Source organism: Streptomyces sp. SudanB5_2050 (genome assembly GCF_964272335.1).
Taxonomy (GTDB): Bacteria; Actinomycetota; Actinomycetes; order Streptomycetales; family Streptomycetaceae; genus Streptomyces; species Streptomyces rochei.
This window is the reverse complement of sequence record NZ_OZ186760.1, coordinates 4,362,168-4,377,575: the sequence shown is the minus strand read 5'-3', so window position 1 is coordinate 4,377,575 and position 15,408 is coordinate 4,362,168. Positions and strand designations below refer to the sequence as shown.

The window sequence follows — 15,408 nt, the reverse complement described above, 5'->3', positions numbered from 1 at the left end:
TGCCGGTGGCGGCGGCGCCGCCGGTGACGGCCTCGTGTTCCGTGGCCAGGGCGGGGTGCCCGTACCGGGCGAGGTCGTGGGCGGGTGCCGTGTCGTCGGCCGGACGGGGACCTTCCATGGACCCGACGCTACAAGCGGCGGACGGGCCGGCGCCCCTGCCGATCGTCAGGTGCCGTGGCCGCCACCGGGTGGCGGTGCGCCCGTGCGGCGGTCCTCCCGTGGCAGGATCGGAGGGTCATGACTGCGCCACGAAGCCCCCGCACAACGGCCCCTCCGACCCCGCCCGGACCGCGGCGTCCCCCGGCGGCCCCGGTACGTCCGGCACCGGCGCCGACACCGGCGCGCCCGCCTCCGGTGTGCCGCTGCACGCTCCCGTCGTCGACTGGTTCGCCGAGCACGCCCGTGACCTGCCGTGGCGGCGGCCGGAAGCCGGTGCGTGGGGTGTGATGGTCAGTGAGTTCATGCTCCAGCAGACGCCGGTGAGCCGCGTCCTGCCCGTCTACGAACAGTGGCTGGCCCGCTGGCCCCGCCCCGCCGACCTCGCCGCCGAGGCGCCCGGCGAGGCCGTCCGGGCCTGGGGTCGGCTCGGTTACCCGCGTCGCGCCCTGCGCCTGCACGGCGCCGCCGCGGCCATAACGGAACGGCACGGCGGTGACGTGCCGTCGGACCACGCGCAGTTGCTGGCGCTGCCCGGCATCGGCGAGTACACGGCCGCCGCGGTCGCCTCCTTCGCCTACGGCCAGCGCCACGCCGTACTGGACACCAATGTCCGCCGGGTCCTCGCCCGCGCGGTCACCGGGGTGCAGTATCCGCCGAACGCGACCACCGCGGCCGAACGGAAGCTCGCCCGCGCCCTGCTGCCCGACGACGAGGCCGAGGCCGCCCGCTGGGCCGCCGCCTCGATGGAGCTGGGCGCGCTGGTGTGCACGGCGAAGAACGAGTCGTGCCACCGCTGCCCGATCGCCGGCCGGTGCGCCTGGCGGCTGGCCGGGAAGCCCGCGCACGACGGGCCGCCGAGGCGCGGGCAGACGTACGCCGGCACCGACCGGCAGGTGCGCGGGCGGCTGCTCGCGGTGCTGCGCGAGCAGCCGGGCCCGGTGCCGCAGGCTGCCCTCGATCAGGTGTGGCACGAGCCGGTGCAGCGCGCCCGCGCCCTGGACGGCCTGGTGGCCGACGGCCTGGTGGAGCCGCTGGCGGACGGGCTGTACCGGCTGCCGCTGGGCTGAACCACGGCGCGGGCACAGGCCGGGCACAGGGAGAGCGGCGACAGTGGGCGGGGCACCGCTCGCAGGACGTCGTCCGTGACATCCGCCCGGCCTTCCCCCGGCCACCGCCCGCCCCCGAACAACCGGGCGAATCCCCCATAACACCCCCAAGCGGCGCGGCGATATGCCCGTTTCATTCTTCCGTTACACAACCGACGGACAGCCGAGGGTTTGCCGCAGGGTGCTTCGCACAGCGCCGTGACAACGCTTCCCTACCTTCGTTTCCGTGCCCCGCAGGCACAGAGGACTACGGACCACAGGCAGTGGGCCGGCGGTGACCACCGTCGGAGTACGGGGATCGGAAGGCGGTTGACATGGGCGAGGTGCTCGAGTTCGAGGAGTACGTCCGCACCCGGCAGGACGCGCTGCTGCGCAGCGCCCGGCGCCTGGTCCCGGACCCCGTCGATGCCCAGGACCTGCTGCAGACCGCGCTGGCCCGGACCTACGGCCGCTGGGAGACCATCGAGGACAAGCGCCTCGCGGACGCCTACCTGCGCCGGGTGATGATCAACACGCGGACCGAGTGGTGGCGGGCGCGGAAGCTGGAGGAGGTGCCGACCGAGCAGCTCCCGGAGTCCTGCGTGGACGACTCCACCGAACAGCACGCCGACCGCGCCCTGCTGATGGACGTCATGAAGGTGCTCGCCCCGAAGCAGCGCAGTGTCGTGGTGCTGCGACACTGGGAGCAGATGTCAACGGAGGAGACCGCCGCCGCCCTCGGCATGTCGGCGGGAACGGTCAAGAGCACGCTGCACCGGGCGCTCGCCCGGCTCCGCGAGGAGCTGGTCGCCCGCGATCTGGACGCGCGGGCGCTGGAGCGTGAGGAGCGGGAGCGTTGCGCGGCCTGACCAACGGTCGATCACCCGGCAGGGGGAAGAACGGCACGCAGGCGACGAGTGCGGCGGTGGCCGCGTTCGTCGCCCTCGGCGTTTCCCTCTCCGGCTGCGGGGCCGGCGGCACCGGCGCCCGTGACGAGGGGCCCGCCCACGCCGAGGCGGTGGAGGGCGCCGCCTCCCCCTCCCCCGTGGCCTCCCCCTCGAAGGTTCCCGAGCGGGTGGACGCGGTGCGGCTCGTCAAGACCGACCCGAAGGTCTCCGCCGAGGTCAAGCGCGAACTCAAGCCGTGCGTGGGCGACCAGTACCCCGTCGACGTGTCGTACGGGAAGCTGACCGGCCAATCGGCCGAGGACGTCGTCGTCAACGTGCTGACGTGCGGCGACGGGGTGGGGGTGGGCAGTTACGTGTACCGCGAGGAGGACGGCGCGTACCAGAATGTCTTCCAGGCCGAGGAGCCCCCGGTCTACGCGGAGATCGACCGCGGCGATCTGGTGGTGTCCAAGCAGGTGTACGAGAAGGGCGACTCGGTGTCGAGCCCGTCCAGCTCCATCGTGATCACGTACCGCTGGGCGTCGGACCGGTTCGCCGAGGAGTACCGCACCCACAACGACTACAGCAACGCCGTCGGAGGCATGCCCTCCCCGGCTCCGGAACCGGAGAACTGACCCGGGGAGCCGGCGTGCCCGGCGGGTGAACCGATCGGGCCGCCCGGACCGATGAGGACATGAACACCGCGGGGGAATGAACGCGTGGCGCGATCGTCGCGTCTACCGAGTGACCGCACACGAGGACTGAGAGCACCGGGATGGCAGACCAGACCCACGTCCTGTTCGTCGAGGACGACGACGTCATCCGCGAGGCCACGCAGCTCGCCCTGGAGCGGGACGGCTTCGCGGTCACCGCGATGCCCGACGGACTGTCGGGGCTGGAGGCGTTCCGGGCCGACCGGCCCGACATCGCGCTCCTCGACGTCATGCTCCCCGGCCTGGACGGCGTCAGCCTGTGCCGGCGCATCCGGGACGAGTCCACCGTGCCGGTGATCATGCTGTCGGCGCGGGCGGACTCCATCGACGTGGTGCTCGGCCTGGAGGCGGGCGCCGACGACTACGTGACCAAGCCGTTCGACGGTGCCGTGCTGGTCGCCCGGATCCGTGCGGTGCTGCGCCGCTTCGGACACGCGGGCGGCGGCGACCGGGCGGACGCGGGGAGCGCCGCGGACACCGGGGGCGTGCTCACCTTCGGCGAGCTGGAAGTGGACACCGAGGGCATGGAGGTGCGGCGGGCCGGGCGGCCGGTGGCGCTCACCCCGACCGAGATGCGGCTGCTGCTGGAGTTCTCCTCCGCGCCGGGCACGGTGTTCTCCCGGGACCGGCTGCTGGAACGCGTGTGGGACTACGGCTGGGGCGGGGACACCCGCGTCGTCGACGTCCATGTGCAGCGGCTGCGCACCAAGATCGGCCAGGACCGGATCGAGACGGTCCGCGGCTTCGGCTACAAGTTGAAGGCCTGAGCGGGGACGGCGGGACACAGGACATGCGGGGGTTCTTCCGACGCGGAGCCACGCCGACACCGGGACGCCCCGAGGCGGGACGCCCGACACCGGGACGCCCGGAGGCGGGACACACGGCACCGGGACGCCCGGAGGCGGGACACACGGCACCGGAACGCCCGGCGGCGCGGCCCGGCGTCCGCGTGCTCGGCATCCGCACGCTCGGCATCCGCAGCGGGCTGCGCTGGAAGCTCAGCGCGGCCATCGCGCTGGTCGGCGCGCTGGTCGCGATCGCGCTGAGCCTGGTCGTGCACAACGCGGCGCGGGTCTCGATGCTGGACAACGCGCGCGACCTCGCGGACGACCGGGTCCTGATCGCCCAGCGCAACTACGAGCTGTCCGGACGGCAGAACTTCCCCAACGCCAAGATCGACGACCCGGAGCTGCCGCCGGAGCTGCGCCGCAAGGTCGAGGCGGGGCGGCGGGCGACGTACGTCTCGGAGCGGGCCGACGGGGTGACGGACATCTGGGCCGCCGTGCCGCTCAAGGACGGGCACGTCATGTCGCTGCACTCCGGGTTCACCGACCGCAGCGCCGACATCCTCGAGGACCTGGACCAGGCCCTGGTCATCGGCTCCATCGCGGTCGTCCTCGGCGGCAGCGCCCTCGGCGTGCTCATCGGCGGGCAGCTCTCGCGCCGGCTGCGCAAGGCCGCCGCCGCCGCGCACCGGGTCGCCAACGGCGAGCCCGACGTGCGCGTGCGGGACGCCATCGGCGGGGTCGTCCGGGACGAGACCGACGACCTGGCGAGCGCGGTCGACGCGATGGCGGACGCCCTGCAGAAGCGGCTGGACGCCGAGCGCCGGGTCACCGCCGACATCGCGCACGAGCTGCGCACGCCGGTGACCGGACTGCTGACGGCGGCCGAGCTGCTGCCGCCGGGGCGGCCGACCGAGCTGGTGCTGGACCGGGCGAAGGCGATGCGCACGCTGGTGGAGGACGTGCTGGAGGTGGCCCGGCTCGACGGTGCCTCCGAGCGGGCCGAGCTGCAGGACATCATGCTGGGCGCCTTCGTGACCCGGCGGGTGGCGGCCAAGGACCCGGACGTCACCGTCCACGTGGTGCACGAGTCGGAGGTCACCACCGACCCGCGGCGTCTGGAGCGCGTGCTGTTCAACCTGCTCGCCAACGCCGCCCGGCACGGCCGGCCGCCCGTCGAGGTCAGTGTCGAGGGGCGAGTGATCCGGGTCCGCGACCACGGGCCGGGTTTCCCCGAGGACCTGCTCGCCGAGGGGCCGAGCCGTTTCCGCACCGGCGCCGCGGACCGGGCCGGGCGCGGGCACGGGCTGGGCCTGACGATCGCGGCCGGTCAGGCCCGGGTCCTGGGGGCCCGGCTCACCTTCCGCAACGTACGGCCCGCCGGGGCGCCCGCGCACGTGCCGGCCGAGGGCGCGGTCGCCGTGCTCTGGCTCCCGGAACACGCGCCGACCAACACCGGGAGCTACCCGATGCTGCCGGACCGGGTGGCAGGCGGGTCCTAGCAGGCCCGGTCCCGGTCGGTGTCGAGGACGGATCGAGGCCGGTGACCCGGTAGACGGCGAAGGCCCCCGGACGGCAGGAGCCGCCTGGGGGCCTGGGGGGGGCGGGTGGCCCCGGGGTCACACCGCCTCGCTCACCCGTGCCTTCGCCGTCGCCGTGTCGTCGTCCCCGTCGGAGGGGCCGTCCGCCGCCTGCGGGCCCGCGCCCTTCAGCGGGACCTCCTTGACGAAGACCGCCGCGACCAGCGCGAGGACCGCCACCGCCGCGCCCAGCAGGAACGCGCCGTGGGTGCCGGAGGAGACCGCGTGCTGGTAGGCCTCGCGGGCCGTGGCCGGCAGGAGGTCCAGCGCCTCCTTGGTCAGCGTCGCCGTCTGCTCCGTCGCCTGGGAGCCGGCCGCTCCGGCCCGCTCGGACATGACGTCCTGGACCCGGTGGTTGAAGATCGCGCCCATGATCGCCACGCCGAAGGAGGAGCCGAGGGTGCGGAAGAGGGTGGTGGACGAGGAGGCGACGCCCATGTCCTTCATCTCCACGCTGTTCTGCGCCACCAGCATGGTGATCTGCATCAGACAGCCCATGCCGAGCCCGACCACGGCCATGTACAGCCCGGAGGTGAGGCGGCTGGTGTCGGTGTCCATGAGGGAGAGCAGGAACAGCCCCACCGTCATCAGCGCGCCGCCCGCCAGCGGGAAGACCTTGTAGCGGCCGGTGCTGGTGGTGATCCGGCCGGCGACCATCGACGTGACGAGCATCGCGCCGAGCATCGGCAGGAGCAGCAGCCCGGAGTTGGTGGCCGAGGCGCCCTGCACCGCCTGCTGGTAGAGCGGCAGGAAGAGGGTGGCGCCGAACATCACGAAGCCGGTGATGAAGCCGATCAGGGACATCAGCGTGAAGTTGCGGCTGCGGAAGATGTGCAGCGGCACGACCGGCTCGGCGGCCTTGGTCTGCCAGAAGACGAAGCCGACCAGCGCGGCGACGCCGATGCCGATCAGCTCCATGATCCGCGCGGAGGTCCAGGCGTACTCGGTGCCGCCCCAGGTGGTGACCAGCACGATCGCGGTGATGCCGACGGTCAGCAGCGCGGCGCCGAGGTAGTCGATCCGGGCCTGGCTGCGCTTCTTCGGCAGGTGGAGCACGGCGCTGACGGCGACGAGCGCGACCGCGCCGAGCGGCAGGTTGATGTAGAAGGACCAGCGCCAGCCCCAGTGGTCGGTGATGGTGCCGCCGACCAGCGGTCCGCCGATCATGGCCAGCGCCATGACGCCGGCCATCATGCCCTGGTACTTGCCGCGCTCCCGGGGCGGTATCAGGTCGCCGATGATGGCCATCACGCCCACCATCAGACCGCCCGCGCCCAGGCCCTGGACGGCACGGAAGCCGATGAGCTGGCCCATGTCCTGCGCCATGCCGCTGAGCGCGGAGCCGATCAGGAAGACGACGATGGACGTCATGAAGACGCCCTTGCGCCCGTACATGTCGCCGAGCTTGCCCCACAGCGGGGTGGAGGCCGCGGTCGCGAGCGTGTAGGCGGTGACCACCCAGGAGAGGTGCTCCAGGCCGCCCAGCTCACCCACGATCGTCGGCATCGCCGTACCGATGATCATGTTGTCGAGCATCGCGAGCATCATCGCGATCATGAGAGCGAGCAGGACCACCCGCACGCTCCTCGGCTGTTTGCCGCCATCCGTGTCGACGGTCCCCGCCGCCGGTGCGTCCGCCATGAACCTTCACTCCCCCAGCCACCGCTGTCACTCGCCTACTTACTTGCCGACCGGCAAGTTGACTACACTCGGAAAGTAGACGCGTAACTAGCCGGGCGTCAAGTAAGTATTTTGGAAAGTGCGCGGAGCGGGAGGTGCGTAGGAGGATGGGCGGCACGATGGACAGCACCAAGCAGCAGCGGCGCCGCGGGGACACCCGTCGGCGCATCCAGGACGTGGCGCTCGCGCTCTTCGCCGAGCAGGGGTACGAGAAGACCTCACTGCGCGAGATCGCGGAGCGGCTGGACGTCACCAAGGCCGCCCTCTACTACCACTTCAAGACCAAGGAAGAGATCCTGGTCAGCATCTTCGAGGGCCTGGTCAGGCCGGTGGAGGAGCTGATCGAGTGGGGGCGGGAGCAGCCGCACACCCTGGAGACGAAGCAGGAGATCATCCGCCGCTACAGCGAAGCGCTGGCGGCAGCGGCCCCGCTCTTCCGCTTCATGCAGGAGAACCAGGCGACGGTGCGGGACCTGCGCATCGGCGAGATGTTCAAGATCCGCATGCTCGGTCTGCGGGACATCCTGATAGACCCCGAAGCGGACCTGGCCGACCAGGTCCGCTGTGTGAGTGCACTCTTCACGCTGCACGCCGGGATGTTCGTCCTGAACGACCTGGCGGGCGACCCCGAGGAGAAGCGCGCGGCCGTCCTCGAGGTCGCCACCGATCTGGTCACCCAGGCGCACCGGGGAGCCGGCGGCTCCTAGCCGGCGTCCGTCAGACGGTCACGCCCTTGGAGCGCAGGAAGGAGACCGGGTCCACGGCCGAGCCGTAGTTCGGGGTGGTGCGGATCTCGAAGTGCAGGTGGGGGCCGCTGGAGTTACCGGTGTTGCCGGACTTCGCGATGGACTGGCCGGTCTTCACGATCTGGCCGATCTTCACGTTGATCTTGGACAGGTGCGCGTACTGGGAGTACGTGCCGTTGCCGTGCTTGATCACGATCGCGTTGCCGTAGGCGGGGCCGTCACCGGCGCCGTTGCCGCCGGCCTTGACGACGGTGCCGCCGTGGGTGGCGACGACGTTGGTGCCGATCGGCACGGCGAAGTCCTGGCCGCTGTGCTTGCTGGCCCACATGCCGCCGTTCTGGGCGAAGCTGGCGGTGAGCTTGTAGTTCTTCACCGGGTCCACCCAGGAGGCGGCCTTCTTCTTGGTGGCCGTCTTCTTGGCGGTGACGGTCTTGGTGGCGGCCTTCTCGGCCTTCGCCGCCTTGGCCTGCGCCGCGGCCTGGGCCTCGACGGCGCTCGCCGCGGTGGAGGTGCTGGAAGCCGCCGTGGTGCCGGTGGCGGCCGCGACCCCGGCTCCCAGTGCGACCGAGGCTCCGAGGCCGGCGGCCATCACCGCGGCGCGGGTGCGGAGGGTCGTACGGGAAGAACGGGACGTGACACGCGGGAACATTCGAACCTCATGGGGACGGGAACAGAGGAAAGCCCCTCCGGCGGGACGCTCGAGGCGCTCACCGGGCGGGCTCAACCTTGGTAACCCGACCGGCCCAAAGTGCACAAAGGTGTGACCTACGACCCCATGTAGTACTTCAGCACGATACTTCCCAGCTCACGACACAACTCCCATTCAGGACAAAACCAGGCCAGAGCCCTGCAAAGCGACCATCGGTTCACGGAGGTATGTCCGTTTTCGTAGTTCTTGCGGCATCCACTATTCCTCGTAGTACGCCCCAAAACCCCTGTGCGGCACATCACCGGCGGCGGCACCCGAGGACCCCCCGAATGTGACCCGGGCTACCCCGCTCCGACCTAACCCGCCCGCACCGCAAGGGGGTTAAGAGGGCCCCTGACAGTGGTCGGCGTCACGCGAAACGGCCGCTCCACCCCCTCTCCGGCGCGCGGATCAGCCACCTACCGGCCGGTAACCCAATCGTTGCCGTACGGCCACTTGTCCACGTGAGCATGCTCGCGACAACTTGGGTGCCGTCAGGCATCCGCGCAGGCATGAGAGGACCCCAACCCCCCATGACCGAACAGAACGGACAGACCAGACAGACCCGGCGCACCTGGAAGCGGGCGGCGGGCACGGCCGCCGTCACCGCGGCCGCCCTCACCGCGACGGTCACGCCGTCCGCCGCCGCCCCGGTCGAGACCCGTCCCGCCGCCGCCCCGGTGGCCGCGGCCGCGGCGGACGTCGACTACGACACCTGGCAGCGGGACTGCCGGGCCGTGATGGACCAGGCGCTGCCCTATCTGAAGGAGCGCATCGCCGACGCCGCGCCCGGCGAGAAGCAGGCGATCGTCCTCGACATCGACAACACCGCGCTGGAGACCGACTTCGGCTTCAGCTACCCGCAGCCCGCCAACCGGCCGGTCCTGGAGGCCGCCCGGTACGCCCAGGAGCACGGCGTCGCCCTGTTCTTCGTGACCGCCCGCCCGGGCATCATCGAGGCGCCCACCGAGTGGAACCTCGACCACGCCGGCTACGAGTCCTCCGGCCTGTACGTCCGCGGCTTCATCGACCTGTTCCGGAACGTCGCCGAGTACAAGACGGAACAGCGCGCCGAGATCGAGTCCAAGGGCTACACGATCATCGCGAACATCGGCAACAGCGCCACCGACCTGTCGGGCGGCCACGCCGAGAAGACGTTCAAGCTCCCGGACTACGACGGCCAGTTGTCCTGACGCCGGCCGATAGGCTCCTCCCCTGGTCGAACCATCACGGGGGTGGCGCATGGAACCGGCGGTACTGGGTGGGAAGTTGGCGTCCGCTCTGGTCGCCCCCCTGGTGAAGAAGCTGTTCGTCACGGGCGGTCCCGGCGCCGGACTCGTCGACCGGCCGGTCCGGCTCACCCGCCTGGTCTCCTTCCGGGGCGAGCAGCGCCACCTCGGTGAGGCGGAGGTGGGCAGGCTCGCCGGGCGGCTGGTCGGGGCGTCCCTGGACTCCCCCGGCGAGCCGCCCTTCCCACCGGACGAGACGGAGGCCGTCACCCATGCGCTGACGGCCCGTCTGCTCGCCCTCGGCGACCTGGACATGGACGACGTCCAGGCGGTGCGGCTGGGTCACCGGGAGCTGGCCGCGCAACTGCGGCGCCGGACGCCCTCGGCCACCGGGGGCCTGTCCGCCGACGCCTGCCACTTCCTCGACTCGGTGACGGAGTGGGCCTGCCTGCACATCCTGGAGTTCTTCACCCGGCGCTCCACCTTCGTCGCCCGGACCCTGGTGGCCCAGACCCGCGGCCAGGCCGAGCTGATCGCCAAGGTCGACGAGCTGATCGCCCGCACTCCCAGGCCGGACGCCCGGGACACGGCGTTCGAGCGCCGCTACCTGCCCTACGTCGCCGACCAGCACAACCGCATCACCATCTACGGCATCGACCTGCGCGACTCCCCCGACCGCTGGCCCCTCGAAGTCGCCTATCTGAGCCTGGAGGCGACCGGCACCGAGGAGCGGGCCGCCCTGCCCGGGGAACCCCCCGAGCCCGAACGCACCGTCCACCTCTCCGCCGACGAGGCGCTGCGCGGCGACGACCGCGTGCTGCTGCGCGGCGACGCGGGCTCCGGCAAGACGACCCTGGTGCAGTGGCTGGCGGTGACCGCCGCACGGGACGGGGACCGTGTCCCGTACGTCCTGCCGCTGCGCACCTTGGTCCGGGCGGGGGCACTGCCCGCCCCGGCGGCCTTCCTCACCGCCGTGGGCTGCCCGCTCACCCCGCCGGAGGGCTGGGCGGAGCGGGTGCTGAGCGCCGGCCGGGGCCTGGTCCTCGTCGACGGCCTGGACGAGATCCCCGCCGCCGACCGGCACCGCACCCGTGACTGGCTCCTCGCCCTCATCCGCGCCTTCCCGGGCAACCGCTGGCTGCTCACCTCCCGCCCCACCGCCGTACGCCCCGACTGGCTGGCCGCGGAGGGCTTCCGGGAACTGACCCTCACCCCGATGCGCCGGGACGACGTCACCACCTTCGTACGGCGCTGGCACGCGGCGGCCGACGCCCCCGAGTACGAGGCGAAGCTGCTGGACGCCCTGCGCACCAAGCGGGACCTGGCCCGGCTCGCCACCAACCCGCTGATGTGCGGCCTGATCTGCGCCCTGCACCGGGAACGGCGCGGTTACCTCCCCACGGGCCGCAAGGAGCTGTACGACGCCGCCCTGACGATGCTGCTGGCCCGCCGGGACCGGGAGCGGGGGATGGAGGCCGTCGACCTGGGCGAGGAGGCACAGCTGGAACTGCTCCAGCGGCTGGCGTACGCGCTGGTGCTGAGCGGACGTACGGAGATGGACGTGGAGACGGCCGAGGGCATCGTGGAGCGTGCCCTGCCGTCGGTCGCCTCGGCGGCGGGGCAGGGGGACGCGGCGACGGTCCTGCGGGCGCTGGTCCTGCGCAGCGGGCTGCTCCGGCGCCCCGGCGAGGGAACCCTGGATTTCGTCCACCGCACCTTCCAGGACTACCTGGGCGCGCGGTACGCGGTCGAGGAGGGCCACCTCGACGTCATCGCCGGCCACGCGGGCGACACGCAGTGGGAGGACGTGATCCGCATGGCGGTGGCCCACGCCCGCCCCGGCGAGCGGGCGATGCTGCTGCGGCGGCTGCTGGCCGAGGACACCCCTCGGCTGACGCTGCTCGCCCTGGCCTGCCTGGAGCACGCGACGGCCCTCGATCCGACGGTGCGGGCCCAGGTGGAGGCGCGGGCGGGGGCACTGATCCCTCCGGCAACGACGGAGGACGCGAAGGCGCTGGCGGAGGCCGGGCCACTGGTCCTGGAGCTGCTGCCGGGTCCGGAGGGCCTGACGGACGCGGAGGCGCACGGGGTGACGGTGACGGCCTCGCTGCTGGCGGAACGAGGACCGGAGGGCGCGCTCGCGGTGCTGCGCCGGTTCCGGGATCACCCGGCTCTCCGGGTGCGACGGCAGCTGGTAGGGACGTGGGAGCGGTTCGACGCCCGGGGGTACGCGGTGGAGGTCCTGGACCACCTGGATCCGGCACAGCTGTTCCTGGCCTGCACGACAGCGGCGCAGCGCGCGGTCCTCTCGGAGATGCGGCCGTGGCGCAAGCTCCAGTTCCGGGGCGCGCACCCACTGGACGACATCCTCGCCTGTGTACCGGATCCGGGCGTGGTCGAGGAGCTGTCCATGCTCGACAACCCGGAGGTGAGCGACCTGGAAGCGCTGGTGGCGCTCAGCTCTCTCCGGCACCTGTCCCTGTTCGACTGCGGGCCCGCCCGGGGCATCGGGCGCCTCGCCGCCCTCCCCCTGGAGAGCCTGACGATCGTCGGCGGTGCCGATCTCACCGGCGTGGACGAGCTGGCCACGCTCCGGCAACTGTCCGTGATGCAACGGCTCCCGGGCACCCGTCTGACCGACTCCCTCCCCGTCGCGGCGCGCCTGGAGCAGCTCTATCTCGGTCGCGGGGCCACCGTGGACACCGGTCTTCGCGGCCTGTCCCACTGGTCCACGCTGCGCGAACTCAGCCTGCCCGGCTTCCGCGTCACTCCCGACGCCTGGACGGAGCTGTCCCGGCTGCCCCAGCTGACGTATCTGCTGCTGGACACGTCGGTCCTCGAGGTCGACCCGGGCCCGCTGCCGGCCCTTCCCGGCGTGCGCACCGTCCAGCTGCTGAATTCCCGCGGACGGGACACCACGGGGATCACCGGTCTCTTCCCCGGGGCCCGCATCTTCCAGCTCTGACCGCGCACGCGAAAGGGGCTGCCCGGGACCGGAGTCCCGGGCAGCCCCTTTCCAGGCTCACCCCCGGAGGGCTACGCCTCCTTGCTCAGGTTCGGGCCGGCGCCGCCGGCCGCCTGCTCGATCGGCGGGACGTCGGGGAGGGCCGACTTCTCCTCACCCCGGAAGGTGAAGGTCTTGGCGTCGCCCTCGCCCTCGGTGTCCACGACCACGATGTGACCGGGGCGCAGCTCGCCGAAGAGGATCTTCTCCGACAGCGTGTCCTCGACCTCGCGCTGGATCGTGCGACGCAGCGGACGCGCGCCCAGCACCGGGTCGTAGCCCTTCTTGGACAGCAGCTCCTTGGCGGACTGGGACAGCTCGATGCCCATGTCCCGGTCCTTGAGGCGCTCGTCGACCTTGCCGATCATCAGGTCGACGATCTGGAGGATGTCGTCCTGGCTGAGCTGCGGGAAGACGACCACGTCGTCGACGCGGTTGAGGAACTCGGGCCGGAAGTGCTGCTTCAGCTCGTCCGAGACCTTGTTCTTCATGCGCTCGTAGTTGGTCTTCGTGTCGCCCGCGGCGGCGAAGCCGAGGTTGAAGCCCTTGGAGATGTCCCGGGTGCCGAGGTTGGTCGTCATGATGATGACCGTGTTCTTGAAGTCCACGACCCGGCCCTGGGAGTCGGTCAGGCGACCGTCCTCCAGGATCTGCAGCAGCGAGTTGAAGATGTCCGGGTGGGCCTTCTCGACCTCGTCGAAGAGGACGACGGAGAACGGCTTGCGGCGGACCTTCTCGGTCAGCTGGCCGCCCTCTTCGTAGCCCACGTAGCCGGGGGGCGAACCGAAGAGACGCGAGACCGTGTGCTTCTCGCTGAACTCCGACATGTCGAGGGAGATCAGCGCGTCCTCGTCACCGAAGAGGAACTCGGCGAGGGCCTTGGACAGCTCGGTCTTACCGACACCGGACGGGCCGGCGAAGATGAACGAGCCACCCGGGCGCTTCGGGTCCTTCAGACCGGCACGGGTACGGCGGATCGCCTTGGAGAGCGCCTTGACGGCGTCCTTCTGGCCGATGACCCGCTTGTGGAGCTCGTCCTCCATGCGCAGCAGGCGGGACGACTCCTCCTCCGTGAGCTTGAAGACCGGGATGCCGGTGGCGGTCGCCAGGACCTCGGCGATCAGCTCGCCGTCGACCTCGGCGACGACGTCCATGTCGCCGGCCTTCCACTCCTTCTCCCGCTTGGCCTTGGCGGCGAGGAGCTGCTTCTCCTTGTCGCGCAGGGAGGCGGCCTTCTCGAAGTCCTGCGAGTCGATCGCGGACTCCTTGTCGCGGCGGACGCCGGCGATCTTCTCGTCGAACTCGCGCAGGTCCGGCGGCGCGGTCATCCGGCGGATGCGCATCCGGGAACCGGCCTCGTCGATCAGGTCGATCGCCTTGTCCGGCAGGAAGCGGTCCGAGATGTAGCGGTCGGCGAGCGTCGCCGCCTGGACCAGGGCCTCGTCCGTGATGGAGACGCGGTGGTGCGCCTCGTACCGGTCGCGCAGCCCCTTGAGGATCTCGATCGTGTGCGGCAGCGACGGCTCCGCGACCTGGATGGGCTGGAAGCGGCGCTCGAGGGCCGCGTCCTTCTCCAGGTGCTTGCGGTACTCGTCCAGCGTGGTCGCACCGATGGTCTGCAGCTCACCGCGGGCCAGCATCGGCTTGAGGATGCTCGCGGCGTCGATGGCGCCCTCGGCGGCACCCGCACCGACCAGCGTGTGCAGCTCGTCGATGAACAGGATGATGTCGCCGCGGGTGCGGATCTCCTTGAGCACCTTCTTCAGGCGCTCCTCGAAGTCACCGCGGTAGCGGGAGCCGGCGACCAGGGCGCCGAGGTCCAGGGTGTAGAGGTGCTTGTCCTTGAGGGTCTCGGGCACCTCGCCCTTGACGATGGCCTGCGCGAGGCCCTCGACGACGGCGGTCTTGCCGACGCCGGGCTCACCGATGAGCACCGGGTTGTTCTTGGTACGGCGGGAGAGCACCTGCATGACCCGCTCGATCTCCTTCTCGCGCCCGATGACCGGGTCGAGCTTGGACTCACGAGCGGCCTGGGTGAGATTCCGGCCGAACTGGTCGAGGACCAGGGACGTGGAGGGCGTGCCCTCCGCAGGACCGCCGGCGGTGGCGGTCTCCTTGCCCTGGTAACCGGAGAGCAGCTGGATGACCTGCTGCCGCACCCGGTTGAGATCGGCGCCCAGCTTGACCAGGACCTGGGCGGCGACGCCCTCGCCCTCACGGATCAGGCCGAGCAGGATGTGCTCCGTGCCGATGTAGTTGTGACCGAGCTGAAGGGCCTCGCGGAGCGACAGCTCCAGGACCTTCTTGGCACGGGGGGTGAAGGGGATGTGACCCGACGGGGCCTGCTGGCCCTGCCCGATGATCTCCTCCACCTGCTGGCGGACCGCCTCGAGCGAAATCCCGAGGCTCTCAAGGGCCTTGGCGGCGACACCCTCACCCTCGTGGATCAGGCCCAGGAGGATGTGCTCGGTGCCGATGTAGTTGTGGTTGAGCATCCGGGCTTCTTCCTGAGCCAGGACGACAACCCGCCGCGCGCGGTCGGTGAACCTCTCGAACATCGTTAATCGCTCCTCAGAGCGGTCAGGCAGTAAGGGGAACTTCCCCTCCCTGTCCTTCCGCAGCTTAGTCCCGCAAGCGGGGACCGCTCATTCCAACTGCCGACACCGTCGATGGCCTCCTGACCCCTGACGCCGACATCTGCCACAACCCGATGGTGCGAGACGATGTTCCCGCAGGCCAGGCACTTACCCCACTCGCCACTACGCCGATGGCGAACGTGAGGCGGCCCGATCCGCGCGTCGCCCCCTCCCACTAGGGATGTCTTACCCGCTGGGACTGACACTCCATGCCGC

At 71.3% G+C, this 15,408-nt stretch carries 11 protein-coding genes; 8 read left to right on the top strand and 3 right to left on the bottom strand.

Going from position 1 to position 15,408, the window contains the following annotated elements; genetic code table 11:
- Window positions 1-218 precede the first annotated feature (218 nt).
- From ACFZP7_RS19510 to cseC, 5 genes are all read left to right on the top strand, one after another.
- Window positions 219-1,226, top strand: coding sequence for an A/G-specific adenine glycosylase (locus tag ACFZP7_RS19510; protein WP_385634987.1), 1,008 nt, complete (start codon window positions 219-221; stop codon window positions 1,224-1,226).
- A 353-nt stretch (window positions 1,227-1,579) separates the two neighbouring features.
- Window positions 1,580-2,113 carry a SigE family RNA polymerase sigma factor gene (locus tag ACFZP7_RS19505; RefSeq protein ID WP_019331022.1) on the top strand — a complete coding sequence of 178 codons (534 nt, stop codon included), beginning with the start codon at window positions 1,580-1,582 and terminating at the stop codon, window positions 2,111-2,113.
- Window positions 2,101-2,766 carry a hypothetical protein gene (locus tag ACFZP7_RS19500; protein ID WP_385634986.1) on the top strand — a complete coding sequence of 222 codons (666 nt, stop codon included), beginning with the start codon at window positions 2,101-2,103 and terminating at the stop codon, window positions 2,764-2,766. Before ACFZP7_RS19505 ends, ACFZP7_RS19500 begins: the two co-directional genes overlap by 13 nt.
- 140 nt (window positions 2,767-2,906) lie before the next feature.
- Entirely contained in the window at window positions 2,907-3,611 is a 705-nt protein-coding gene (gene cseB / locus ACFZP7_RS19495; protein WP_019331024.1) for a two-component system response regulator CseB, read from the top strand.
- Entirely contained in the window at window positions 3,500-5,131 is a 1,632-nt protein-coding gene (gene cseC, locus ACFZP7_RS19490; RefSeq protein WP_385638487.1) for a two-component system sensor histidine kinase CseC, read from the top strand. Before cseB ends, cseC begins: the two co-directional genes overlap by 112 nt.
- Window positions 5,132-5,248: 117 nt before the next feature.
- Here the strand turns inward: cseC and ACFZP7_RS19485 are convergent, their stop codons facing one another.
- On the bottom strand, window positions 5,249-6,850 hold the full coding sequence (locus ACFZP7_RS19485; protein ID WP_029394647.1) for an MDR family MFS transporter: 1,602 nt from the start codon (window positions 6,848-6,850) through the stop codon (window positions 5,249-5,251).
- 158 nt (window positions 6,851-7,008) lie between these two features.
- Here ACFZP7_RS19485 and ACFZP7_RS19480 point away from each other — a divergent pair, with 158 nt between their 5' ends.
- Window positions 7,009-7,596: a TetR/AcrR family transcriptional regulator gene (locus tag ACFZP7_RS19480; protein ID WP_385634984.1), complete on the top strand. Its 588-nt coding sequence runs from the start codon at window positions 7,009-7,011 to the stop codon at window positions 7,594-7,596.
- A 10-nt stretch (window positions 7,597-7,606) separates the two neighbouring features.
- Here ACFZP7_RS19480 and ACFZP7_RS19475 read toward each other — a convergent pair whose 3' ends face one another.
- On the bottom strand, window positions 7,607-8,284 hold the full coding sequence (locus ACFZP7_RS19475) for a M23 family metallopeptidase (RefSeq protein ID WP_019331029.1): 678 nt from the start codon (window positions 8,282-8,284) through the stop codon (window positions 7,607-7,609).
- Between the two features lie 572 nt (window positions 8,285-8,856).
- Between ACFZP7_RS19475 and ACFZP7_RS19470 the strand changes: the two genes are divergently transcribed.
- Together ACFZP7_RS19470 and ACFZP7_RS19465 are read left to right on the top strand one after the other, a co-directional pair.
- On the top strand, window positions 8,857-9,516 hold the full coding sequence (locus ACFZP7_RS19470) for an HAD family acid phosphatase (RefSeq protein ID WP_385634983.1): 660 nt from the start codon (window positions 8,857-8,859) through the stop codon (window positions 9,514-9,516).
- A gap of 49 nt (window positions 9,517-9,565) precedes the next feature.
- Window positions 9,566-12,517 (top strand): NACHT domain-containing protein, encoded by a 2,952-nt coding sequence (locus ACFZP7_RS19465; protein WP_385634981.1) that lies wholly within the window; start codon window positions 9,566-9,568, stop codon window positions 12,515-12,517.
- A 71-nt stretch (window positions 12,518-12,588) separates the two neighbouring features.
- On the opposite strand, the gene ACFZP7_RS19460 is transcribed toward ACFZP7_RS19465, so the two are convergent.
- The gene (locus ACFZP7_RS19460; RefSeq protein WP_019331032.1) at window positions 12,589-15,114 is read right to left on the bottom strand and encodes an ATP-dependent Clp protease ATP-binding subunit; all 2,526 of its coding nucleotides are present in this window, start codon (window positions 15,112-15,114) and stop codon (window positions 12,589-12,591) included.
- Window positions 15,115-15,408: the final 294 nt, after the last annotated feature.